We start from the raw sequence: 21646 nt of genomic DNA on the forward strand, positions 1-21646 counted from the left end.
CGGCGGGGGCATGGTCACCCTGGCGATCCTGGCGCTGACTGTGCTGGTCTCGTGGCAGGCCTTTGGCAACCGGCGCCTGCTCGACCGGCTGCTGTTGTGGCCGCCGGCGATCGAACGGCATCGCCAGTACGACCGCCTGGTCACGCACGGCTTCGTGCACGCCGACTGGCAGCACCTGTTGTTCAACATGATCACGCTGTACTTCTTCGGGCGCCACGTCGAACGGATGTTCGCGCCCTATATCGGCCCGATCGGCTTCGCGTTGTTCTACCTGTCGGCGATCGTCGTGGCGATCCTGCCGACGTACCTGCGCCACCGCCGCGATCCGAACTACCGCAGCCTGGGCGCGTCGGGCGCGGTATCGGCGGTGCTGTTCGCCTTCATCCTGGTGCAGCCCTGGGCACTGATCTTCGTGTTCTTCATCCCGGTGCCGGCGATCGTCTATGCCGTGCTGTACGTCGGCTACTCGATCTGGATGGATCGCCGGGGCGGCGACAACATCAACCACAGCGCCCATCTCTGGGGCGCGGGCTACGGCCTGCTTTTCACGGTGATGATGGAGCCGCGCGTGGTCAGTGTCTTCCTCGCGCGGCTCATGTCCCCGATGTCCTGACTCAGGAGATCGACTCGCCGCCGCAGCCCAGCCCGCCCTGGTCGCAGGCGTAGGTCTCGAGCAGGCGCGAATAGACCAGTGAGTCGAGCTGGTTGAATTCGACGTTGTCCACGTCCCCGGAACGGACGAGGTCGAACAGGCGGGTGACGGCCTCGTGTCCGGCGCTGGTGTCGGCGATGGGCGGCATGGTGGTCTCCATACGTTGGGTGCGTGCCCGTAGTGCATGCATCAAGCGTGCCAACCGCTCCGGGGCCGTCGGTCCAAGGGCGGCGGGTGACGCGTTTGGTCAGTCGCGCGCACCGTCCGGCGGCAATCGACGCGGGTTGGCGCCGCTCACCGCGCCTGAATCCCTGCCGTGATACCCATTGGCACATCCCCAATATGGAGAGTGCAGATGGCCTTCACCCGTGCCCAAGCGAGCGCCCTGCTCAACAAGTCGGAGATGGCGTTGTTCGACGACAGCCGCGCCAACGCCCTGCGCCGCCTGGATCGCCCTGCGCTGGCCGGGCGGGTCGAACGCACGCGGGCCGCGCGCGACCGGGCGCGCGACCTGCTGAAGCGCCAGCGGCTGGCGGCGCGCAAGCGTGGCGAGGGCAAGGCCGACGGCATCGCCGCGCGCACGGCCCGCAAGGAGGCGCTGCTGGTCGAACTGCTGCAGCGATTCGTCGAGGCGCGCCGCGACGCACCGGCGGTGATGGCGAAGAAGGCGGCGAAGAAGGCGACGAAGGCACCCGCAAAGAAGGCGCCCGCGAAGGTGGCCGGGAAGGCCGCGACAGGAACCGGGGCCGCCACGAAGAAGGCCGCTGCAAAGAACGCGCCTGCAAAGAAGGCGACGGTGGCTGCGAAGGCTGCGAAAGCTGCGTCCGGCAAGTCCGCGTCGAAGAAGGTGGTGGCCAGGAAGGCCGCGACCGGGGCCGGGGCCGCCACGAAGGAGGCCACCACCAGAAAGCCCGCCGTGAAAAAGATACCGGCGAAAAAGCGCGCCTCGCGCCGCGCCCTGACCCCGGAGCGGGCGCTCGAGAACACCCGCAGCCTGCTCGAGGCCAAGCATGAGCGCGACCGCACGCCGCAGCCGTGGCAGTCGCTGGACCCCGTCGCCGACCACACCCCGGAACCCGGCTACCAGTCGCCGCAGGCCGCCAGCAAGGCCAAGGAACTGCACGCGGGCGAGGCGCGGCTGGTCCCGATCCATGGCAGCATCTCCACGCGAGATCGCCGCAACCAGGGCAAGCGCGACCATCGCAATGGCGGCAGCGAGTAAGGAGACACGCAGATGAGCGGACCCGATATCACCCACCACGGCATCCCGGGTCGCTTCGTGACCGAGGTCGAGGGCCACGTCGCCAACCTCGATTACGAGATGGCCGACGGCATCATGCACATCACCCACACCCATGTGCCCGAGGCGATCGGCGGGCGCGGGATTGCCGGAAAGCTGGTCGAGGCGGCCTTCCACCACGCCAGGGCGGAGGGCTGGAAGGTCCGGCCGCTGTGCAACTATGCCGAGGCCTGGGTGAAGCGGCACGCGGAGTACGCCGACCTGCTGGAGTGAACGGCCGGGCGCGCAATCTGGCAGACTTGCGCCCCTTTTCGAGGTCTATCTGCCACCCATGCGCCTGAACAAGCACATCAGCGAGACCGGCGCATGCTCGCGTCGCGAGGCCGACCGCCTCATCGGCGAGGGCCGGGTGACGGTCAACGGCCAGCGCGCCGGGATCGGCGCCGAGGTGGGCGAGGGCGACGAGGTCCTCCTCGACGGCCGTCCCCTGCGCGCGCGAAGCGCCGCGCCCGGCAAGCGCCGCCACGTCTATATCGCGCTGTACAAGCCGGTCGGCATCACCTGCACCACCGACACCGGTGTCGCGGGGAACATCACCGACTTCGTCGACCACCAGGAGCGGATCTTCCCGATCGGCCGCCTGGACAAGGATTCCGAAGGCCTGATCCTGCTGACCAGCAACGGCGACATCGTCAACGCCATCCTGCGCGCGGAAAACAAGCTCGAGAAGGAGTACCTGGTGGCGGTGAACAACCCCGTCACCGACGAGTTCGTGCGCGGCATGGCCCGCGGGGTGCCGGTGCACGGCGAGCTCACCCTGCCATGCCGGACCGGCAAGCTCGGCCGCTATGGAGTCCGGGTCACCCTGGTGCAGGGGCTCAACCGCCAGGTCCGCCTGATGGCCGCGCATTTCGGCTATCGGGTGAAGCGGCTGGTCCGGGTCCGCATCGGTCCGGTCAAGCTGGGGCACCTCAAGCCGGGGGGCTGGCGCAACTTGGGCGACGCCGAACTGGCCGCCCTGCTGCCACGCCACGAGGGGTGGTAGGGGACTGAATGGCCCGGGCTGCCGATGAACGGCCGGCGGCAATTCACATTTGCAATGGAAAGTAGGGTATGGTTCGCCCACTGTTCAAAGCGGGATCACGGTACATCGTGGCTCCGGTGCGGTAGATCAAAGGTTTCAAGGCCGGCAACGGCTGCGTCCGACGATCCGCTCCATCGTTCCTGTGTTACCCCTTGCTTCGCAGTCTCGGATCCGCCGGGCGGACCGTGCCATTTCAAAAACTGTTCCAAGGAGTAACACCATGTCCGATCGTCAGACCGGCACCGTCAAGTGGTTCAACGACGCCAAGGGCTTCGGCTTCATCACCCCCGAGAGCGGCCAGGACCTCTTCGTCCACTTCCGTTCGATCCAGGGCACCGGCTTCAAGTCGCTGCAGGAAGGCCAGAAGGTTTCGTTCAAGGTTGTGCAGGGCCAGAAGGGCCTGCAGGCCGACGAAGTGCAGCCCGAGTAAGGCTCGCACCGCTGGACCAAGAGCCCCGGACGGCAACGTCCGGGGCTTTTTCGTGTGCGGCGCGCGGGCCGTTGCGTGAGCGTCGGCATCACGCGCGGGCCGCTAGCCTGTGCGCCTCGTGCACTGGACAGGGGGAGTTCCCGGATGAGCCGTATCCGCTATCGCATCGTGCCGCTGGCGCTGCTGGTGGCGCTCGCGCTTGCCGGCTGCCGCCGCGAGGCCGAGGTGCCCGGCGATGCCGTCGACGGCAGCGCGCAAGCGCCGCCTTCCGCGGATTCGAAGGCGGACTCCCCCGTGGTGCTTGACGACGTGATGGAGTCCGACCCGCGCTACATCATCGGCATCAGCTATCCGCCGGGGATCAACCGCTATCCGGAACTGGCCGCTGAACTCCAGCGGTATGCCGACGCCGCACGCACCGACCTCATGGAGGCGGTGGAAGCGCGGGAACCCACGTCGACCGATGCCGCCGCTGCCCCCTATGACCTCGCGCTGCCCTTCGACATGGTGATGGAGACGCCCGAGATCGTGGCCGTGCAGGCCACCGGCACCAGCTACACCGGTGGTGCGCATGGCAACCCCCTGGTGGCGCGCTTCACCTGGCTGCCCACCCGCGGAGAGATGCTCCGGGCCGAGGCCTTGTTCCAAGGGCAGGGGGGCTGGGACGACATTTCCGCCTTCGTGCGCGAATCGCTGCACGCGGCGTTGTCCCAACGCCTGGACGCGGACGACATCGACCCGCAGGATCGCGTCCGCCTGATGCGTACCGGTGCCCGGATGATCGACGAGGGCACCGCGCCCGAGGCCGGGAACTTCGCGCACTTCGAGCCGGTGCCGAGCACCGGTGGCCGCCTGCGTGGGCTGCGCTTCGTGTTCCCGCCCTACCAGGTGGGGCCGTACTCGGACGGCGTGCAGACGGTCGAAGTGCCGGCGGCCGTGCTGCTGCCGCATCTGGCGCCGGAATACCGGGCCCTGTTCACCAGCAGCTGAAGCCGGCCCCGCGGCAGGCTGATGACTGCAGGCCCCGAAAAACTTCCCCCGCCGGAGCGGGGGAAGGATATGTGGCTCGTTGTTACTCGGACTGGGTGGCCCCGGCCGGGGGCGCGCCGTCCTCGACGGCGCCGTCCAGGCCCCGCTTCACCAGCAGCGGCTGGATGTCCGGATCCTTGCCCGAGAAGTCCGTGAACAGCTGCAGCGCGTCCTTGCTGCCGCCCTGCGACAGCAGCGTGGCGCGGAAGCGGTCGCCGTTGGCGCGCGTCAGGCCGCCGTTCTCCTCGATCCAGGCCACGGTGTTGGCGTCCAGCACCTCGGACCAGATGTAGGCGTAATAGCCGGCCGCGTAGCCGCCCATGATGTGGCTGAAGTACGTGGTGCGGTAGCGCGGCGGCACCGCGGCGAAGTCCAGGCCAGCGGCCTCGAGCGCCGCGGCTTCGGTCGCCAGCACGTCCTTTGCGGCGGGCAGCTTGTCGGCCGGCAGCTGGTGCAGGTACTGGTCGAGCATCGCCGCGCCCAGGTACTCGGTGGTGGCGAAGCCCTGGTTGAACTTGGCGGTCGCGACCACCTTGTCCAGCAGCGCCTGCGGCATCGGTTCGCCGGTCTCGTGGTGCTTGGCGTAGTTGGCCAGGATCGACGGCCAGTCAGCCCACATCTCGTTGACCTGCGACGGGAACTCGACGAAGTCGCGCGGCACGCTGGTGCCGCTGAAGTACGGGTACTTCACGTCGGAGAACATGCCGTGCAGCGCATGGCCGAACTCGTGGAACATCGTGGTGACCTCGTCCCAGGTCAGCAGGGTCGGGCCAGCCTGCGGCTTCGGGATGTTCTGGTGGTTGGCCACCACCGGCAGGGTGTCCTCGAGGCCCGACTGCGACACGTAGGAGTTCATCCAGGCGCCGCCGCGCTTGGAGTCGCGCGCGTAGGGATCGAAGATGAAGATCGACAGCGGGCTCCCGTCGGCGTTGAACACGTCGTACACCCAGGTGTCGGCGTGGTACTTCGGCAGGTCGGTGCGTTCCTTGAAGGTGATGCCGTACAGCTGGGTGGCGGCGAAGAACACGCCGTTCTCCAGCACGTTCCTCATCTCCAGGTAGGGCTTGAGCTGCGATTCGTCGAAGTCGTACTCGGCCTTGCGCACCTTCTCGGTGTAGTAGGCCCAGTCCCAGGCTTCGAGCTGGAAGGTCGGCTTGCCCTTGGCGGCCTGCTCGGCGTCGATCATCGCCTGCAGCTTGGCGGCCTCGCTGCGGGCGTTGGCCACCGCGGCCGGGGCCAGCTGGCCGAGCATGGCGTTCACGGCGTCCGTGGTCTTGGCGGTTTCACCGTCGAGCACGTAATCGGCGTAGGTGTCGAAGCCCAGCATCTTCGCGCGCTCGGCGCGCAGCTTCAGCACGGTGGCCACGATCTCGCGGTTGTCCCACTGGTTGCCGCGCGCGCCGCGCACGACCGAGGCCTCGTGGATGCGCTGGCGCAGCTCGCGGTTGTTCAGCTGCGGCAGCGGCGGCTGGCCGGTGGTGTTGAGCAGGGTGATGACGTACTTGCCCTCGTGGCCACGGGCCTTGGCGGCATTGGCCGCGACTTCGATCTGCTCGGGCGTCAGGCCGTCGAGTTCGGCCGCGGTATCGACCACCACGGCGGAATCGTTGACCTCGGCCAGCACGTTCTGGCTGAAGGTCGTGCCGAGCTGCGCGAGCTCGCCGTTGATCTCCTTCAGGCGCGCCTTTTGGGTTTCGTCCAGCGCGGCGCCGGCACGCACCAGGTCCTTGTAGTACTCCTCGACCAGGCGCACGCCTTCGGCGTCCAGGCCCAGGTCGGCACGGTTGTCATGCAGCGTCTTGATGCGCGCGAACAGCTTCGGGTCCAGCGAGATCGCGTCGCGGTGGGCGGCGAACTTCGCCGAATAGTCGGCCTGCAGCTTCTTGCGCGCGTCGTTGGTGTCGGTGCCCACCAGGTTGAAGAACACGCGCATCGCGCGGCCCAGCGTCTTGCCGTTGGTTTCCAGCGGCAGGATGGTGTTCTCGAAGGTCGGCGGCTCGGGGTTGTCGGCAATCGCACGCACTTCGGCCAGCTGCTCCGCCATGCCGGCGTCGAAGGCCGGGGCGAAGTGTTCGTCGCGGATGCGGTCGAAATGGGGGTACTGCAGCGGCAGCGTGCTTTCGACCGCGAACGGATTGCCCTTGAGGGCGTCGGCACTGGCGGACATGGCCGGCTCCGCATCGGGGGTGGACTGGGCAAGGGCGGGCGACATGGCGCCGGCGAGGGCGACGGCCAGGGCGAGCGTCAGCGGATGCTTCATCGGGTGGTTCCTAGCAGGACTGAGTCCCCTAGGGTACCCCGCCCGGGCGGAGGCCTCCCGTGACGAATGGCATGGGCGTGTTTCTTCAGCGGACGATGGTGACCGGCAGTTCGGTCTGGGCGATGACCTTGCTCGACACCGAGCCCAGGAGGAGACCCTTCACCGAGCCTCGGCCGTGGGAACCCATCACCACGATGTCCGCCTTGTTGTCGCGTGCGGCGGCGAGGATGGCTTCGGCCGGTTCGCCGACCACGGCCAGTTCGCGCACGTCGGCCTTGCTGCGGGCGAGCGCCTTGCGCACCGGCGCCAGCATGCGCTGGTGGTTCTCGGCGTGGATCCTGTCCATCGTTTCCTTGCCGATCTTGCTCACCACGCCCGGGAACGGTGCCGCGTCCACCGCGACCAGGAAGATCTTCGCCGGCTTGGCGAGACTCCTGGCGAGTACGTTGGCGTGCTTGGCGGCGCGGACGCTGATCTCACTGCCGTCGACGGCGACCAGGATCTTCATGCAGGTGTCCTCAACTCGGTGCGTAAACACGGGATTCTACGCGGTGGCCGGCCCGCGGGCGCGGCGCGCGCGGGCTTACTTCTCGACGAAGGCGCGCTCGAAGACATAGTCGCCGACCACGCCGATGCGCATCGACGGGGTGAAACCGCGGCCGTCGAGCAGGGTGCGGAAGTCGGCGAGCATGGCCGGGCTGCCGCAGACCATGGCGCGGTCGCGGGCCGGATCCAGCGGTTCCAGGCCGAGGTCGGCCATCATCTGGCCGCTGGCCATCAGGTCGGTGAGGCGGCCGCGGTGCGGGCGGCCGTCGAACACGAAGTCCTCGCGGGTCACTGCCGGGTAGTACAGCAGGCGCTCGCCGAGGATGTCGCCAAGCAGTTCGTGGCGCGGCAGTTCGTTGACGATGTAGTCGCGGTAGCAGAGGTCGGCCTCGCGGCGCACGCCATGGCAGAGCACCACGCGCTCGAAGCGTTCGTAGGTCTCCGGGTCCTTGATGATCGACATCCACGGCGCCAGGCCGGTCCCGGTGCCCAGCAGGTACAGGTTGCGGCCGGGATGGAGGTCGCTGATCAGCAGGGTGCCGGTGGGCTTGCGGCCGATCAGCACTTCGTCGCCCGGTTTGACATGCTGCAGGCGCGAGGTCAGGGCGCCTTCGGCGACCTTGATGCTGAAGAACTCGAGCTGCTCTTCCCAGTTCGCGGAGGCGATCGAGTACGCGCGCATCAGCGGTTTGCTGCCGCCCTCGGGGCGCGGCAGGTCCAGTCCGATCATGACGAACTGGCCGTTGTCGAAACGGAAACCGTCGTCACGGGTGGTGGTGAAGCTGAAGTAGTCGTCCGTCCAGTGACGGACGTCCAGCACCGTCTCGGTGCCAAACGCGGAGGACATGCGGCGATCTTGGTCGGGGAGGGAAACCTGCCTATTGTACGCCGCGGGAGCTACCGGTAGCCGGCGGCCTGGAGTTCGAAGAGTTCGGCGTAGCGGCCGCTGGCGGCCATCAGCTCGGTGTGGGTGCCGCTGGCCTCGATCCGGCCGTCGGCCATCACCAGGATGCGGTCGGCCATGCGCACGCTCGAGAAGCGGTGGGAAATCAGGATCGCGGTGCGGTTGTCGGAGAGCTCGCGGAAGCGCTGGAACACTTCGTACTCGCTGCGCGCGTCCAGCGCGGCGGTGGGTTCGTCGAGGATCATCACCTGGGCCTCGCGCATGTAGGCGCGGGCGATGGCGATCTTCTGCCACTGGCCGCCGGAGAGGTCCACGCCGGTCTTGAAGCGGCGGCCGATCACTTGGTCGTAGCCGGCGGGCAGGCCGGCGATGACTTCTTCGGCCATGGCGCGGCGGGCGGCGGCCTGGATGCGGGCGCGGTCGTCCATGGCTTCGATCTGGCCGACACCGATGTTCTCGGCGGCAGTCATGTGGAAGCGCACGAAGTCCTGGAAGATCACGCCGATGTTGGCGCGCAGGTCGTCGAGGTCGTAGTCGCGCAGGTCGCGGCCGTCGAGCAGGATCCGGCCTTCGTCGGGGTCGTACAGGCGCGCCAGCAGCTTCACCAGCGTGGTCTTGCCGGCGCCGTTCTCGCCGACCAGGGCCAACACCTCGCCCGCGCGCAGCTCGAGGTCGACACCGCGCAGCGCCCAGCGCGTGGCCTCGGGATAGCGGAAGCCGACGTTTTCGAACACGAAGCCGGTGGCGATCGGGCGCGGGATCGCCGCGGCGCCCGGTTTCGACACGATTTCAGGCTGGATCTCGAAGAACGAGTACAGGTCGTCCAAGAACATCGCTTGGCCGGCGACTTGCGACAGGCCCACCAGCAGGCCTTCCAGCAGCTGGCGCAGGCGCCGGAAGCTGCCGGCCAGGAAGGTCAGGTCGCCGATGCTGAAATCGCCGTGCACGGTGCGCCAGGCGATATAGGCATAGGCCACGTAATAGCCCGCCGTGCCCAGCGCAGCGAGCAGGGTGCCCCAGAAGGCGCGCTTGCGCGCCAGCTTGCGGTTCGCGACCAGGAAGGCCTGTGACAGCGTGCGGAAACGCTCCACCAGGAAGTGGTGCAGGCCGAAGATCTTCACTTCCTTGGCGGTGTCGACGCTGGCGCCGGTCTGGCGCAGGTATTCGAGCTGGCGCCGCTCCGCCGTCCACTGGAAGTTGAGCGAGTAGTTCAGGGCGTTGAAGTGCGACTCGCCGATGAAGGCGGGGATCAGCGCGATGGCAAGCAGCAGGATCAGCCATGGCGCATAGACCAGCAGGCCGGCCGAGAAGCTGATGATGGTGACGATGTCCTGGGCCTGGCCGAACAGCTGCCCCATCAGGTTCATGCGCCCCATGGTCTGGCGGCGGGCCCGGTCGAGCTTGTCCTGCAGCTCGGGATCCTCGAAGTCCTCGAGGTCGAGCGTGGCCGCGTGTTCCATCAGGCGCACGCTGGCGGCGTTGGTGAACATCTCCGACAGCACCTGGTCGCAATAGGCCACCACGCGGCCGAGCAGGTCGGACAGGATCGCCAGCCCGAACTCGGCCGCCAGCAGCCACGCCAGGTGGTCGAGCTGGCCGCTGGCCCATGCCTGGGCGAAGCCGTCGCCGATCACGCCGGTGCCGACCAGGCGGATCGCTTCGTCGATGATCAGCTTGCCCAGGTACAGCATCGCCACCGGCAGCAGCGCCCGGATCAGGCGGAGGCCCAGGGTGGCGACCGTGAGCGGGCGGCTGGTGCGCCAGATCTCACGCAGGAACGGGGGCAGGTTGCGAAGGGCGTTCAGGCGCTCTCGGAACGAGGGGCGTCCTGCCTGCGGATCGGGGGCGGCTGCAGCGCGGGTGGCGGTCGACATCGGGCCATCATGCCGCGACTGTCGTGCAGGACGCGACTACCCGGCCCGCGGCGCCTGGCCGCGGGCCTCGCGGAGCTCAGTCAAGCAGCAGCTTCACGCTGCCGGAAAAGGTCTCGATGGCGATCGAGCCGCTGCCGGTGCCGTAGCTGTGCTCGAGGCTGGCACCCGGCCCGTAGCGCTTGCGCACCACGTTGGCACCGGGGGCGTCGATGTCGCCGCTGAAGGTGGTGGCTTCCACGCGTGCGGAGGCGTCGGCGGGGAGTGCCAGGCGGATGTCGCCGCTCACGGATTCAAAGCTGAAGCGGGCGCCATCGGCGATGCCGCCGCGGACACCGGTGTCGCCGGACACGGTGCTGACCTCCAGCCGCGCCAGGCGCTCGCCACGGGTATCGATGTCCATGTTCCCGGACACGGTCTCCGCCTGGATGCTGCCGGCGATGCGCCCGCGCAGCGACACCGTGCCACTGACGCTCTCGATGTCGACGTCGCGGCTGTTGAGCGTCAGCTTCAGGTCGCCGCTGACGCTGTCGATGCTGGCCTTGTGCGGCGCCCCGACCGCGACCACGTCGCCGCTGACGCTTTCGATCTCCAGCTCGGCACCGGCCACGCCCTGCACGTCGACGTTGGCCGCGACCGAATCGACGTCAAGGCTTGCGTGGCGGGGGATCTCGAGGATCAGCGAGGTCGGTTCACTGTTGCGGCTGTTTCGCGGGTAGCGCGCGCGGACCACCAGCTTGGCTCCACCGTCCCCGATCTCCAGGCGCTCGACGCCCTCGCCCAGGCTGCCGGTGATGCGCACCTCGTTGCGGTCCCATGTGCGGACTTCGATGTGGCCCTTGAGGTTGGAAACCTCGACTTCGCCGCGGGCGTCGAGCGGGCGGGTTTCGTTGATCGGCGTCGCGGCCAATGCGGGGAAGGCGAGGCCGGCAAGGGCAAGGCCGATGAGATGGCGGTTCATGGATGACTCCTCGGGTCAGGCCTGGCGCAGGCTGAGCGCCAGGCGGTGGGCATAGATGCGCTGCAGCCGGTGGAACAGGTGCAGCGCATCGGGATCGCGGGCGAGCGCGGCGCGGACTTCGACGGCGCTGCGTTCAAGTTCGGCGTCGAGCCCGTCGGGCATCGTCGCGGCGGTCGCGTGGTCATCGCTGGCGCGCGCCGTGCTGCTGCCCGTCGTGGCCTGGACCTCGCGCAGGGCGCCCTGGTATTCGCGGGCCAGGGCATCGGCGGCGCGCAGCAGCGGCGCTTCCCCGGCAGCCGTGGCGGCGGTGGCGACCACGTTGGTGGGGTCGGCGGCGGGGTCGACCGCGGTCTTCACGGGCAGCAACTGCCAGGTGCCGGCGACGGCCAGGACTACCGTCGCCGCAGCGGCATAGCCGGCATTGCGGCGGCGGAAATAACGGCGCCAGTCGCGACGCGCGGCAATCGGGCGTGCCGGGCCGGCCGACGCCGCGATCGTGGATCCGGGCCCGGTTCCAGTCCCCTTTCCGGGCCGGGGCGTGGACCTGGATGTTGACGCGTCCGCCCGCGGCGCTATGCGGGCGGCAATCCGCGGCCACAGGTCGTGGGTGGGCTGGACCTCGCCACGAAGGGCGCGGAGATCGGCAGCCAGGTCCGGGGGCAGGGGCGTGTCGTCGTGGTCGGGGCGGGGGGAGCCGCTGGTCATGGGGTCTCTCCAAGTCGCGCGCGAAGCAGCCCGCGCGCGCGGTGCAGCTGGGCCTTCGAGCTGCCGACCGCCATGTCCAGCGCGGCGGCGATCTCGCCGTGGGTCCAGCCTTCGATGTCGTGCAGCACCAGTACGGCGCGCGCGCGGGGCGGCAGGGTGGCGACGGCCTTGCCGAGGTCCATGGCCGTGGCGGTGCCGTGGCCGGAGACATCGGTAGAGGGCAGGGCGTCCAGCGCTGCGTCGTCATCGCCATCGAGCGTCGGCCGCACGCGCCGCGCACGCAGGTCCATCAGCGCGGTGTTCACCGCCAGCCGATGCAGCCAGGTGCCGAAGGCCGCTTCGCCGCGCCACTGCGGCAGCGCCTGCCAGGCGCGCAGGAAGGCCTCCTGCACCAGGTCCTCGGCGCGGGCACGCTGCCAGCCCGCCAGGCGCAACACCACGCCGTGAACGCGGCCGGCATGGCGGCGGTAGAGCGCCTCGAAGGCATCGGTATCACCGGCGGCTGCCGCCAGCGCCAGGGCGTGGTCGCCGTCCCCGGCATCGGAGGCCGGGGCTTGCGGGCTATCGGTCATGGCGGCATCGAGCATACCCAGTCGGATGCAGCGTCGCGGCAAAAGGTTTAAGCACCCGGGCCGGCGCGGCTTAAAATGGGCGCCTACGCCCGCACTCCGAGCCCGCCGTGACCGAGATCCGCCAGCAGGACTTCATCCAGAGCGTCGCCGACGCCCTGCAGTACATCAGCTACTACCACCCGGTGGACTACATCCGGAACCTCGCGGCCGCGTACGAACGCGAGGAATCCCCGGCCGCGAAGGATGCGATGGCGCAGATCCTGATCAACTCGCGCATGTGCGCCGAGGGCCACCGCCCGATCTGCCAGGACACCGGCATCGTCACCGTCTTCCTCGAGATCGGCATGGACGTGCGCTGGTCGGATGCCACCATGGGCGTCGAAGACATGGTCAACGAGGGCGTGCGTCGCGCCTACAACCTGCCCGAGAACAAGCTGCGCGCCTCGGTGCTGGCGGACCCCGCCGGCAAGCGCCGCAACACCGGCGACAACACCCCGGCGATCGTCAACGTGAAGGTAGTGCCCGGCGCCAAGGTCGACGTGATCGTGGCCGCCAAGGGCGGCGGCTCGGAGGCGAAGTCCAAGTTCGCCATGCTCAACCCTTCCGACTCCGTCGTCGACTGGGTGTTGAAGACGGTGCCGACCATGGGCGCCGGCTGGTGCCCGCCGGGCATGCTCGGAATCGGCATCGGCGGCACCGCCGAGAAAGCGATGCTGCTGGCAAAGGAGTCGCTGATGGAGCCGATCGACATCGTCGACCTCAAGGCGCGCGGCCCGTCGAACCGGCTGGAAGAAATGCGCCTGGAGATCTTCGAGGGTGTCAACGCGCTCGGCATCGGAGCCCAGGGCCTGGGCGGCCTGACCACGGTGCTCGACATCAAGATCAAGGACTACCCGACCCACGCCGCCAACTTGCCGGTGGCGATGATCCCCAACTGCGCCGCAACCCGCCACGCACACTTCACCCTGGACGGCAGCGGCCCGGTGATGCTGGACCCGCCCTCGCTGGAAGACTGGCCGCAGATCACATACGACGCTTCCAAGGGCCGCCGCGTCGACCTCGACACGGTCACCCGCGAGGAGGTCGCCTCGTGGAAACCGGGCGAGACCCTGCTCCTCAACGGCCGGCTCCTGACCGGCCGCGACGCCGCCCACAAGCGCATGGTCGAGATGCTCGACAAGGGCGAGGCGCTGCCGGTGGATCTGGCCGGCCGCTTCATCTACTACGTTGGTCCGGTCGACCCGGTCGCCGGTGAGGTCGTCGGCCCCGCCGGCCCGACCACGGCCACGCGCATGGACAAGTTCACCGAGCAGATCCTGTCGGAAACCGGTCTGTTCGGCATGGTCGGCAAGGCCGAACGCGGCCCGGCGGCGATCGAGGCGATCCGCAAGCACAGGTCGGCCTACCTGATGGCGGTGGGCGGTTCGGCCTACCTGGTGTCCAAGGCGATCAAGGCGGCAAAGGTGCTCGCATTCGAAGACCTGGGGATGGAGGCCATCTACGAATTCACGGTGCAGGACATGCCGGTGACGGTGGCGGTGGATTCCACGGGCGAGTCCGTGCACGAGACCGGGCCGCGGGAGTGGCAGTCGCGCATCGGGATGATTCCTTTGACGGTGGTCGAAACCGCCTGAGCCGCCTGGCTACGGCGGCGGAGGCTATTACGGCTGGGGCTTCGGGCGGCGGAGAGTGCGTGGGGTACTCCGCCGGCTGACCACAGTGGTGGTCCTTATGCCGGTTGCGCACCCCACGCCCCCCCGCTGCGGCCGTTGGGCGGGTTGGCGACGCTTCGCGTCGCAGTCGCGGCCCCGACGCACGCCACAGCGCCAAGCCCAACTACAGTTGGGAGCGAAGCGGCCGAACGAACTTCTCGGCGAGTTTCTCGCGCAACGGACGCTGTTCCCACATCTCGTACGAATACTGCTTTGCGTGCTCGAGGTCGGCCTCGAAGACCTCGGTCATGCGCGCCGCGAAGTCGCGGTTGTAGACGTTGAGGCTGGCTTCGTCGTTGAGACGGAAGGAGCGGATGTCGAAGTTGGTGGAGCCGAGGGAGACCAGTTCACCATCCACGATCAGCAACTTCACGTGCAGCATCGTCGGCTCGTACTCGTGGATCTCGATGCCCGCCTGCAGCAGCGGACCCCAGCTGGCCTTCGACGACAGGCGCACCGTCTCGGAGTCGATGTGCTCGCCCGGTAGCACCACCCGTACCTTGACGCCGCGCTGGCGTGCTGCGATCAGCGCCTTGGTGATCAATTCGTCGGGGACGAAGTACGAAGCAGCGAGGTCGATCGTGTGGTCGGCAGCGGCGATCGCGCTCAGGTACATGAGATGCATGCTCTCGCTGCCGCCCGCGGGCGATGCAATGAAGAGGTGCGCATCCATGTCGCCGGCGGGTTCCAGCGGCGGAAAATAGGCTGGGCCGTTGAGCAGGGTGCCGGTGGTCTTGATCCAGTTGTCGTTGAAGGCCGACTGCATCTGCGCCACGGCCGGCCCCTCGATGCGGAAGTGCGCCTCGCGCCAGTGATCGGGATCCTGGGCGTGGCCGGTCCACTGGTCGGCGATGCCGACGCCGCCGGTGAAGCCGACGCGGCCGTCGATGACCAGCAGCTTGCGGTGGGTGCGGTTGTTCATGCGGCCGAGGTTGTACCAGTGCAGCGGGCGATAACGCTCGACCAGCACGCCGGCGTCCTTCATCTCGTCCAGCATCTCGTCGTCCATCTTGATGCTGCCCACCCAGTCGATCATCAGATGCACGGCCACGCCGGCGCGCGCGCGCTCGGACAGCGCATCGGCGAAGCGCTGGCCGATGTCGCCCGACCAGTAGATATAGGTTTCGAAGGTGATCGTCTGCTGCGCCGAGGCGATGGCTTCGAGCATCGCCGGGAAGATTTCGTCGCCGTTCTCATAGTCGACGACGTGGTTGCCGGGCAGGATGGCCGGGCCGAGCAGCACCGACATCTCGCGCCGGAACTGCGGGTCCGCGATCGCGTGCCGGTGCGCGATCTTGCGCTCGATCTTCTTCTCGGGCGTGGAGAAGTTCATCGCCAGCACCACGGCCAGCGCCGTGATGGCGGCAGTCAGCACGATCGTCCACGCCATGCGCTTTCGGCTCCAGGTTCTGCGGCTCATCGGGATCCTCGGCGTCGAGGCGCCGGAGGTCGCACTGTGCCGCAGGCGCATTCAGCGGCGCGTGAAGCCGGACCGGTCAGAACCAGTCGAGGACCGAGATGCCGAAGCCGACGTAGGTCGCCTTGTGGTCGTAGTCGAGCATGCTCTCGCCGTAACCGCTGAACAGCTGCAGGTGGCCGTGGAGGTGGCTGCTGAGCGGGAAGCCCCAGTCGAACTGCAGGGCGCCGTGGGAGCGGTCGCCGCTGCGCAGGGAGTGCCGCGCCATCAGGGCGAAGGTCTGGTCGCCGCGGGTGTGCACCAGGGTGACGTCGCCACGGCCCAGGTAGTCCTCGATGCCGGGGTTGTCGTCATCGCTGCCGTCGGAGAGGCGGATCCAGGGCCGGAACGTGATCGCCCAGTCCTCGCGGTCGAGGCCGACGTTGAACATCACCCGGTTCCAGCTGCGTGACAGCGGATCGCCGCGGCCGTTGGACTGGTGGTTGATGCCCACTGCGGCCATGCGCCCCTTCCAGCCGCCGATGCTGTAGTTGTTGCGGAATACCAGCAACACCTCGGGCTCGTAATTCGTTTCCCGGAACGGCCGCGAATCCTCGGTGTTGTAGACCTGCCAGCGCGAGCTCTGGGTGTAGCCCAGCCAGATGTCGCCGTTGTCGCCGAACAGGTTCTCCACCGCCTTGGTCTTGAAGCTGAGCTGGAACTTGGTCTCGACGTCGTCCACGCCCTGCAGCTGCAACTCCTGGCCGTCCGCCGAGGACGTCGGCGTGGTGTTCGGGCTGCTGCTCCAGAACGCCGGCAGCAGGTACACGGGCTTGTACGCACGCATGTTGAACGTGCCCAGTTTCGAGTCGCGCGCCAGCTCCCAGCGGCTGTCGAGCAGCGAACCGCGGCCGGCATTGGCCAGCGCGCGGCGCGGGTCGTTGTCGTGGGGAAACACGTCACTGCTGGTGTCGCCGCGGGAACGGGTGGCGTCGCGCACCTCAACCCGGGCCTGGGCGGCCGCCGCATCCGCGTCCTCGGGCGACGGTCCGACGCGCTGCATGGCCTTGTCGTAGCAGGCCAGGCGCTCGGCGGCGGTCTCTATGGCGACGCAGGCTTCGGGCGATGTGGGCGACGCCACCTCATCCACGGCCTGGGCCTGCACGGCCAATGGCAGTGCGCAGAGCAGCGGCAGCAGCGCCTGCTTCAGATGACCTCGGTGCATTCGGTGGCCCTCGTGATCGCGGAGTCGCGGAGTCTAGCGGGTGGCGTGTGGATGCATGGCGGGAACGCACGGCGGGATGGTCGGGTACTCCGCACGCTGAGCAGCTGCGCTGCTCTTTATGCGTGCTGCGTACCCGATCATCCCGCCGTCCCATCGTCATCGCGGGTTGAGGGATGGCAAGACCGGAGATCGCGCTGCGGTTGCGATCGTGGCGCCGGGCGCCGTCAACCTCGCTGCAGCGGTGGCAGCGGAGGGTGCGTGGGGTACGCAGCCGGCATAAAGACCACCACTGTGGTCAGCCGGCGGAGTACCCCACGCGCCCTCCGCCTCCGCCAACCCTCTCCGCCAACCCCTAAAAAATCCAGGCGAGCACAAACAGCCCGATCATCGTGAACGCAAGCGCCAGCTTCAGCACCGTGCCGAACACGATCCCGAGCCAGGTGCCGAAGCCCACGCGCGTCGCCTTGGCCACGTCGCGGCCATGCAGCAATTCACCGGCAAGCGCCCCGATGAATGGGCCCGCGAACAGGCCGAGCGGCCCGAAGAAAATGCCTGCGAAGGTGCCGATCACCGCACCGGCCACCGCCTTGCCGCTGGCGCCGACCCGGCGCGCGCCCAGGGCCGTGGCCCAGAAGTCGATCACCAGCGACAGCAGCGTCAGCAGCCCCAGCACCACCAGGACCGGGATGCCGATGTGCTCGAAGTCGCCCGCCCAGGCGCCCAGCACCATGCCCGCGAACACCAGCGGCAGGCCCGGCAGCGCCGGCAGGATGGTGCCGGCCATGCCGATGACGACCAGCACGGCGGCCACGATGTAATAGATGAGCTGCAGGTCCATGGCGCGAGTCTTCCACAGAAAGACGGCCCGCAGTGCGGGCCGTAAAGAGAGAGATGACGCGGGGCCGAGGGGATCAGCGGATATGGGCGCGGCCGTTGGCGACGTTGACGTAGGAGCCTTCGCGGATGCCGCCAAGGTCGTTCTGTGAGACGACCGTCGTGCGACCGTTGTCCAGGCGCACGTGCACGTCGTAGGTCGACTGGTTCTGCACCCGGTTCTGGATGGCGTTGCCCGCGACCGCGCCGCCCACGGCGCCGGCCACGGTGGCGGTATTGGCGCGGCCGTCGCTGTCGGTGTTGCGCTCGGCGATCTCGCGCGCGGCCACCGCGCCGACGATGCCGCCGATCACCGCACCGGTCGCGTTCGGGGTGTTCGAGGCACGACCACGCTGCTCGATTCGGGTCACCACGCCACAGGTGTCGCAGTACGCGCCCTGCGAACCGCCGTACCCGCTGCCGTAGCCACCGGAGGAATAGCCGGGCGAGGTGCTGGCACAGCCGACCAGGGCGGTGGCGGCGATCATCGCGGCGGCGCTCATCATGCGGATTTTCATGGTTTGGCTCCAGACGACAGGGGGAATGCCTGTGGATGCCGACGTTAGGGCGCGGGCCGTGAACAGCCGATCAATCGCACGCGCCCGCGGCGCCATCACGGCGCCGCGTGCAGGAAGCATTCATCCGCCGGCGCAGGACGCGCCGGCGTGCGCGCTCAGCCCCGGAAGTCGGTGTGGCAGGCTTTGCAGTCCTTGCCGATGTCGTCGAGCGTGCTCTTGAGGCCGGCGCAGTTCATCGGCGGCGCCGTCAGTGCCTTGTCGAGCGTGGCGCGGAAGCTGCCGGTATGCGCGGCGAAGCGCGTGTTGTCGCGCAGGTCGGCGAACGCCGGGTCGAGGTCGTTGCCGAGCGTCCGCAGCGCCTGCAGGTGGGGCAGCACGTCGGTGGCCGCGCAGCGGTTCGCATCGAGCTTCTGCCGCAGCTGGGCGGTGTGCGCCGACATCAGCTGCATGGCCGCCACGGGGTAGTGGTCCTGCCAGCCCTTCCGGTTCTCCAGGGCGCGCAGCAGCATCACCACCGCGACCACGCCGATCACCAGGCCGAGCAGGAACAGGAACAGGTAACGCCCCGCGGCCGACGGCGGCTTGCGCGGCGGACGCGGCGCGGACGGGTCAATCGGCGTGGCTTGGGGCTTGGGCGTCGACATGCTCTGGCTTCCGGTGGATTGGCGAAAGTAGGGATTGTATGCGGCGCCACCGCTAAAATGGTCGGATGGACAGTGCTTGGAACGAACGCTTCGCGGGCATCGACCGCCTCTATGGCCGCGGCGCGGTGGAGCGCTTTGCCGCCTGCCACGTCGCCGTGGTCGGGCTGGGCGGCGTGGGCTCCTGGGTGGCCGAGGCCTTGGCGCGCAGCGCCGTCGGCACCCTGACCCTGATCGACGCCGACGACCTGTGCGTGTCCAACACCAACCGCCAGTTGCCGGCCCTTGACGGCCAGTACGGCCGCGCCAAGGTCGAGGCCATGGCGGAGCGCTGCCGTGCCATCAATCCGGCGATGGTGGTGCACGCAGTGCCCAGCTTCCTGACGCCGTCCAACCTGGGCGAACTGCTTGATCGCGGCTACGACCTGGTGGTCGATGCCTGCGACAGCTTCCGCAGCAAGGTCGAGATGATCGCGTGGTGCCGGCGCCGCAAGCTGCCGCTGGTGGCGGTGGGGTCTGCCGGCGGGCGCGTCGATCCGACGCTGGTGCGCATACGTGACCTGTCGAAGACCGAGCACGATGCCATGCTGGCCCTGGTGCGGAAGAAGCTGCGCGGCGAGTTCAACTTCCCGAAGGGTCCAAAGCGCTACTTCGGCGTGCCTGCGGTGTATTCGCTGGAGAACGTCCGCTACCCGCAGGCGGACGGCAGCGTTTGCGGCCTGCGCCCACAGGTCGGCGGCGAGGACGGCTTCAAGCTCGACTGCGGTGGCGGCTTGGGCGCGGCCACGCATATCACCGGTGCATTCGCGTTCGCCGCCGCGGGCAAGGCGTTGGAGATGCTGCTGGCACGCGCCCCCGTACGCGAGGCCTCCCCGGTGGACCCCGCCGGGGAATCCGCCGGCTGATTGCGCACGCGGCGTAGCCGGCTCAGGCGGGCGTGTCGACGGGGGCAGGCAGCGCGGGCAGGGCGAACAGGCGTCGCGCGTTGGCCGCTGTCGCTGCGGCGACTTCCGCCACGGGCACGTCGCGCAGGGCGGCAATCGTTTCGCAGACCACGGCCAGCCTCGCCGGCTCGTTGCGCTGGCCGCGGATGCCCGAGTCGGGCTGGTCCGGGGCGTCGGTCTCGAGCAGCAGGAACTCCAGCGGCATGGTCGCGGCAAGGGTGCGCAGGCGGTTCGCGCGCTCGTAGGTCACCGGTCCGCCGAGCCCGACCAGGAAGCCCAGCTTCCACAGCGTTTCCGCCTGCTGCCGGCTGCCGGAGAAGCTGTGCACCACGCCGCGAAGGCCGCCGATCCGCCGGATCGCCGCGGTGACCTGGTCCACGGCACGCCGCGCATGGACGATCACCGGCAGGTCGGCGTCGCGCGCGATGCGCAGCTGGGCTTCGAAGAAGTGCGCCTGGGCGTCACCATCCAGGCCCTCGACGAAGAAGTCGAGGCCACATTCGCCGACGGCGACCGGGCATTCGCGTTCGATCCAGTCGCGCAGCTGCGCCAGGTGCGCTTCACGGTGGTGTTCGAGGAAGGTCGGGTGCAGTCCGTAGGCGGGGTACAGGCCGTCATCGACGCAGGCGGCTTCACGCAGCCCTGGCCACTCATCGGCGTGGGTGGCAGGCAGGACCTGCGCATGCACGCCCGCGGCGCGCGCACGCGCCACGACTGCGGCGCGGTCATGCGCGAACTCCCCGGCATCGAGATGGCAGTGCGAATCGACCAGCATTGCGCTCAGCCGCGGCGGGCCTCGCCGTCGATCACCTGGTCGCCAAGCGGCTCCGGCTTGCGCTTGCGTCGGGCGATCATCATGGCGCCGATGCCCAGCAGCACTTCGTCGACGAAGGGCAGGGGATCGGGAATGAACAGATTGACCGTGAACAGCGCCACGGCCACCAGGAACAGCTTTGGATAGCTCAGCCGGCCGAGCCAGCGGAACAGGGGAGCGAGGATGGGATTGGGCACCGCCGGACTCCGTGGATCGCGTTTGCCGGCACGCTATCACGCGGGCAATCGCGACGGGGTTCACGTTCCACTCAGTCCCGCGACCAGTGATCGGGGCGCGTTCAGGCGGCAAGTGTTCGAATCCCGTTACCCCCGAATTTCCAGCAACCGGCGTCCCGCCCCCAGGAGCTCCCCATGAAAAACAACACGCTCGCCATCGCCCTTGCCTCGCTGCTGGTCGGCGGCGTCGCGGTCGCTGCGTTCCAGGGCAACCGTGACGATGCGCCGCGCTCCGACATCGCCAATCCTGCGGCGGTTGCCGGCGATGGCGCGCTCGGATTTGCCGACGATGCCGCGGTTCCTGCCGAGGGCCGCCTCGAGTACGCGCGCGTGCTGGCCATCGAGCCCATCACCGAGCGTGAGCCGCAGTTCGCCACCGTGATCGGCAGCGAAGCCATCCGTGAAACCAGCACCACCAGCTCCCCGCGCGAGGTCTGCAACGACGTTGTGGTGCAGGAGCGCCTGCCCGAGCGCGACGGCAACGTCGGTGGCACCGTGGCTGGCGCGGTCATCGGCGGCCTGGTCGGCAACCAGGTCGGCGGCGGCAACGGTCGCAAGCTGGCCACGGTGGCCGGCGCGGTCGGCGGCGGTTTCGCCGGGCGTGAGGTCGATCGCCGCCACGTTGGTGGCCGCGTGGTCGAGCGCGTCGATCGCCAGTGCCACACCGTCCAGGACAGCTCGCAGTCCTCGCGCGTGGTGGCCTACAACGTGACCTACCGCAACCCCGATGGCACCACCGGGACGATGCGCACCGACAGTAAGCCCGCCAACCGCATCGCCCTGGGCGACGCCGAGGTCACCGTTGGCTATGACGTCACCTACAGCTATGACGGCGTTGAGCGCAGCATCCGCATGGACGAGCGCCCGGGCGACCGTCTCCCCGTGATCGACGGGCAGGTCGTCACCCAGGTCGCCGCGGTCGACGGCTCCACCCAGCGCGGCTGATCGCGCCCGGCCGCCCGGCCGGTCCCTCGCGCTGTCGATATCCCACGGCCGCCCCGGCTCCCCGGTGGCGGCCGTGGCCGTTCCGGGG

The 21646-nt window shown here is 68.8% G+C and carries 24 protein-coding genes; 9 read left to right on the plus strand and 15 right to left on the minus strand.

Annotation, left to right across the window (positions count from 1 at the left end; genetic code table 11):
* The first annotated feature begins 10 nt into the window (after positions 1–10).
* Positions 11–613: a rhomboid family intramembrane serine protease gene (locus tag ACW5E8_RS04155; RefSeq protein ID WP_456965239.1), complete on the plus strand. Its 603-nt coding sequence runs from the start codon at positions 11–13 to the stop codon at positions 611–613.
* Position 614: 1 nt separating this feature from the next.
* Here the strand turns inward: ACW5E8_RS04155 and ACW5E8_RS04160 are convergent, their stop codons facing one another.
* Entirely contained in the window at positions 615–800 is a 186-nt protein-coding gene (locus tag ACW5E8_RS04160) for a hypothetical protein (RefSeq protein ID WP_456964219.1), read from the minus strand.
* A 207-nt stretch (positions 801–1007) separates the two neighbouring features.
* Between ACW5E8_RS04160 and ACW5E8_RS04165 the strand changes: the two genes are divergently transcribed.
* The 5 genes from ACW5E8_RS04165 (at position 1008) to ACW5E8_RS04185 (ending at position 4396) form a co-directional block, all read left to right on the plus strand.
* Positions 1008–1874: a hypothetical protein gene (locus ACW5E8_RS04165; protein ID WP_456964220.1), complete on the plus strand. Its 867-nt coding sequence runs from the start codon at positions 1008–1010 to the stop codon at positions 1872–1874.
* A gap of 12 nt (positions 1875–1886) precedes the next feature.
* Positions 1887–2165: a GNAT family N-acetyltransferase gene (locus tag ACW5E8_RS04170; protein ID WP_456964221.1), complete on the plus strand. Its 279-nt coding sequence runs from the start codon at positions 1887–1889 to the stop codon at positions 2163–2165.
* Between the two features lie 58 nt (positions 2166–2223).
* Positions 2224–2937, plus strand: a complete 714-nt coding sequence (locus ACW5E8_RS04175; RefSeq protein ID WP_456964222.1) for a pseudouridine synthase — start codon at positions 2224–2226, stop codon at positions 2935–2937.
* Positions 2938–3196: 259 nt separating this feature from the next.
* On the plus strand, positions 3197–3406 hold the full coding sequence (locus tag ACW5E8_RS04180) for a cold-shock protein (protein ID WP_345295318.1): 210 nt from the start codon (positions 3197–3199) through the stop codon (positions 3404–3406).
* Between the two features lie 144 nt (positions 3407–3550).
* Entirely contained in the window at positions 3551–4396 is an 846-nt protein-coding gene (locus tag ACW5E8_RS04185) for a PdaC/SigV domain-containing protein (RefSeq protein ID WP_456964223.1), read from the plus strand.
* An 82-nt stretch (positions 4397–4478) separates the two neighbouring features.
* Here ACW5E8_RS04185 and ACW5E8_RS04190 read toward each other — a convergent pair whose 3' ends face one another.
* The 7 genes from ACW5E8_RS04190 to ACW5E8_RS04220 all read right to left on the minus strand — a co-directional run bounded on the left by ACW5E8_RS04190 (position 4479) and on the right by ACW5E8_RS04220 (position 12269).
* On the minus strand, positions 4479–6683 hold the full coding sequence (locus tag ACW5E8_RS04190) for a M3 family metallopeptidase (RefSeq protein WP_456965240.1): 2205 nt from the start codon (positions 6681–6683) through the stop codon (positions 4479–4481).
* Positions 6684–6780: 97 nt separating this feature from the next.
* The gene (locus ACW5E8_RS04195) at positions 6781–7203 is read right to left on the minus strand and encodes a universal stress protein (protein ID WP_456964224.1); all 423 of its coding nucleotides are present in this window, start codon (positions 7201–7203) and stop codon (positions 6781–6783) included.
* Between the two features lie 75 nt (positions 7204–7278).
* Positions 7279–8088 carry a ferredoxin--NADP reductase gene (locus tag ACW5E8_RS04200; RefSeq protein ID WP_456964225.1) on the minus strand — a complete coding sequence of 270 codons (810 nt, stop codon included), beginning with the start codon at positions 8086–8088 and terminating at the stop codon, positions 7279–7281.
* A 50-nt stretch (positions 8089–8138) separates the two neighbouring features.
* Positions 8139–10019, minus strand: a complete 1881-nt coding sequence (locus tag ACW5E8_RS04205) for an ABC transporter ATP-binding protein (protein ID WP_456964226.1) — start codon at positions 10017–10019, stop codon at positions 8139–8141.
* A 76-nt stretch (positions 10020–10095) separates the two neighbouring features.
* Entirely contained in the window at positions 10096–10977 is an 882-nt protein-coding gene (locus tag ACW5E8_RS04210; RefSeq protein WP_456964227.1) for a DUF4097 family beta strand repeat-containing protein, read from the minus strand.
* 15 nt (positions 10978–10992) lie between these two features.
* Positions 10993–11682 carry a hypothetical protein gene (locus tag ACW5E8_RS04215; RefSeq protein WP_456964228.1) on the minus strand — a complete coding sequence of 230 codons (690 nt, stop codon included), beginning with the start codon at positions 11680–11682 and terminating at the stop codon, positions 10993–10995.
* Complete coding sequence (locus tag ACW5E8_RS04220; RefSeq protein ID WP_456964229.1) at positions 11679–12269, minus strand: RNA polymerase sigma factor; 591 nt, start codon at positions 12267–12269, stop codon at positions 11679–11681. The genes ACW5E8_RS04215 and ACW5E8_RS04220 overlap by 4 nt, the downstream gene beginning before the upstream one ends.
* Positions 12270–12361: 92 nt before the next feature.
* Between ACW5E8_RS04220 and ACW5E8_RS04225 the strand changes: the two genes are divergently transcribed.
* Entirely contained in the window at positions 12362–13888 is a 1527-nt protein-coding gene (locus ACW5E8_RS04225; protein WP_456964230.1) for a fumarate hydratase, read from the plus strand.
* A gap of 202 nt (positions 13889–14090) precedes the next feature.
* On the opposite strand, the gene ACW5E8_RS04230 is transcribed toward ACW5E8_RS04225, so the two are convergent.
* From ACW5E8_RS04230 to ACW5E8_RS04250, 5 genes are all read right to left on the minus strand, one after another.
* Positions 14091–15356, minus strand: coding sequence for a phospholipase D-like domain-containing protein (locus ACW5E8_RS04230; protein WP_456965241.1), 1266 nt, complete (start codon positions 15354–15356; stop codon positions 14091–14093).
* Positions 15357–15462: 106 nt separating this feature from the next.
* Positions 15463–16587, minus strand: a complete 1125-nt coding sequence (locus ACW5E8_RS04235) for a phospholipase A (RefSeq protein WP_456964231.1) — start codon at positions 16585–16587, stop codon at positions 15463–15465.
* A 352-nt stretch (positions 16588–16939) separates the two neighbouring features.
* The gene (locus tag ACW5E8_RS04240; RefSeq protein ID WP_456964232.1) at positions 16940–17425 is read right to left on the minus strand and encodes a DUF456 domain-containing protein; all 486 of its coding nucleotides are present in this window, start codon (positions 17423–17425) and stop codon (positions 16940–16942) included.
* A 73-nt stretch (positions 17426–17498) separates the two neighbouring features.
* Positions 17499–17978 (minus strand): glycine zipper 2TM domain-containing protein, encoded by a 480-nt coding sequence (locus ACW5E8_RS04245; protein WP_456964233.1) that lies wholly within the window; start codon positions 17976–17978, stop codon positions 17499–17501.
* Between the two features lie 155 nt (positions 17979–18133).
* Entirely contained in the window at positions 18134–18622 is a 489-nt protein-coding gene (locus ACW5E8_RS04250; protein WP_456964234.1) for a hypothetical protein, read from the minus strand.
* A gap of 65 nt (positions 18623–18687) precedes the next feature.
* Between ACW5E8_RS04250 and ACW5E8_RS04255 the strand changes: the two genes are divergently transcribed.
* Positions 18688–19524: a tRNA threonylcarbamoyladenosine dehydratase gene (locus ACW5E8_RS04255; RefSeq protein ID WP_456964235.1), complete on the plus strand. Its 837-nt coding sequence runs from the start codon at positions 18688–18690 to the stop codon at positions 19522–19524.
* 22 nt (positions 19525–19546) lie between these two features.
* Here ACW5E8_RS04255 and ACW5E8_RS04260 read toward each other — a convergent pair whose 3' ends face one another.
* Both ACW5E8_RS04260 and ACW5E8_RS04265 read right to left on the minus strand, forming a co-directional pair.
* A complete protein-coding gene (locus ACW5E8_RS04260) occupies positions 19547–20338 on the minus strand; it encodes a TatD family hydrolase (RefSeq protein WP_456964236.1) in 792 nt (263 codons plus the stop codon).
* Between the two features lie 5 nt (positions 20339–20343).
* Positions 20344–20574 carry a DUF6116 family protein gene (locus ACW5E8_RS04265; protein ID WP_456964237.1) on the minus strand — a complete coding sequence of 77 codons (231 nt, stop codon included), beginning with the start codon at positions 20572–20574 and terminating at the stop codon, positions 20344–20346.
* Between the two features lie 174 nt (positions 20575–20748).
* On the opposite strand from ACW5E8_RS04265, the gene ACW5E8_RS04270 reads away from it, so the two are divergent.
* Positions 20749–21558, plus strand: coding sequence for a glycine zipper 2TM domain-containing protein (locus tag ACW5E8_RS04270; protein WP_456964238.1), 810 nt, complete (start codon positions 20749–20751; stop codon positions 21556–21558).
* The last annotated feature ends 88 nt before the right edge of the window (positions 21559–21646 follow it).

The sequence above is a fragment of the Luteimonas sp. A649 genome (assembly GCF_054072735.1).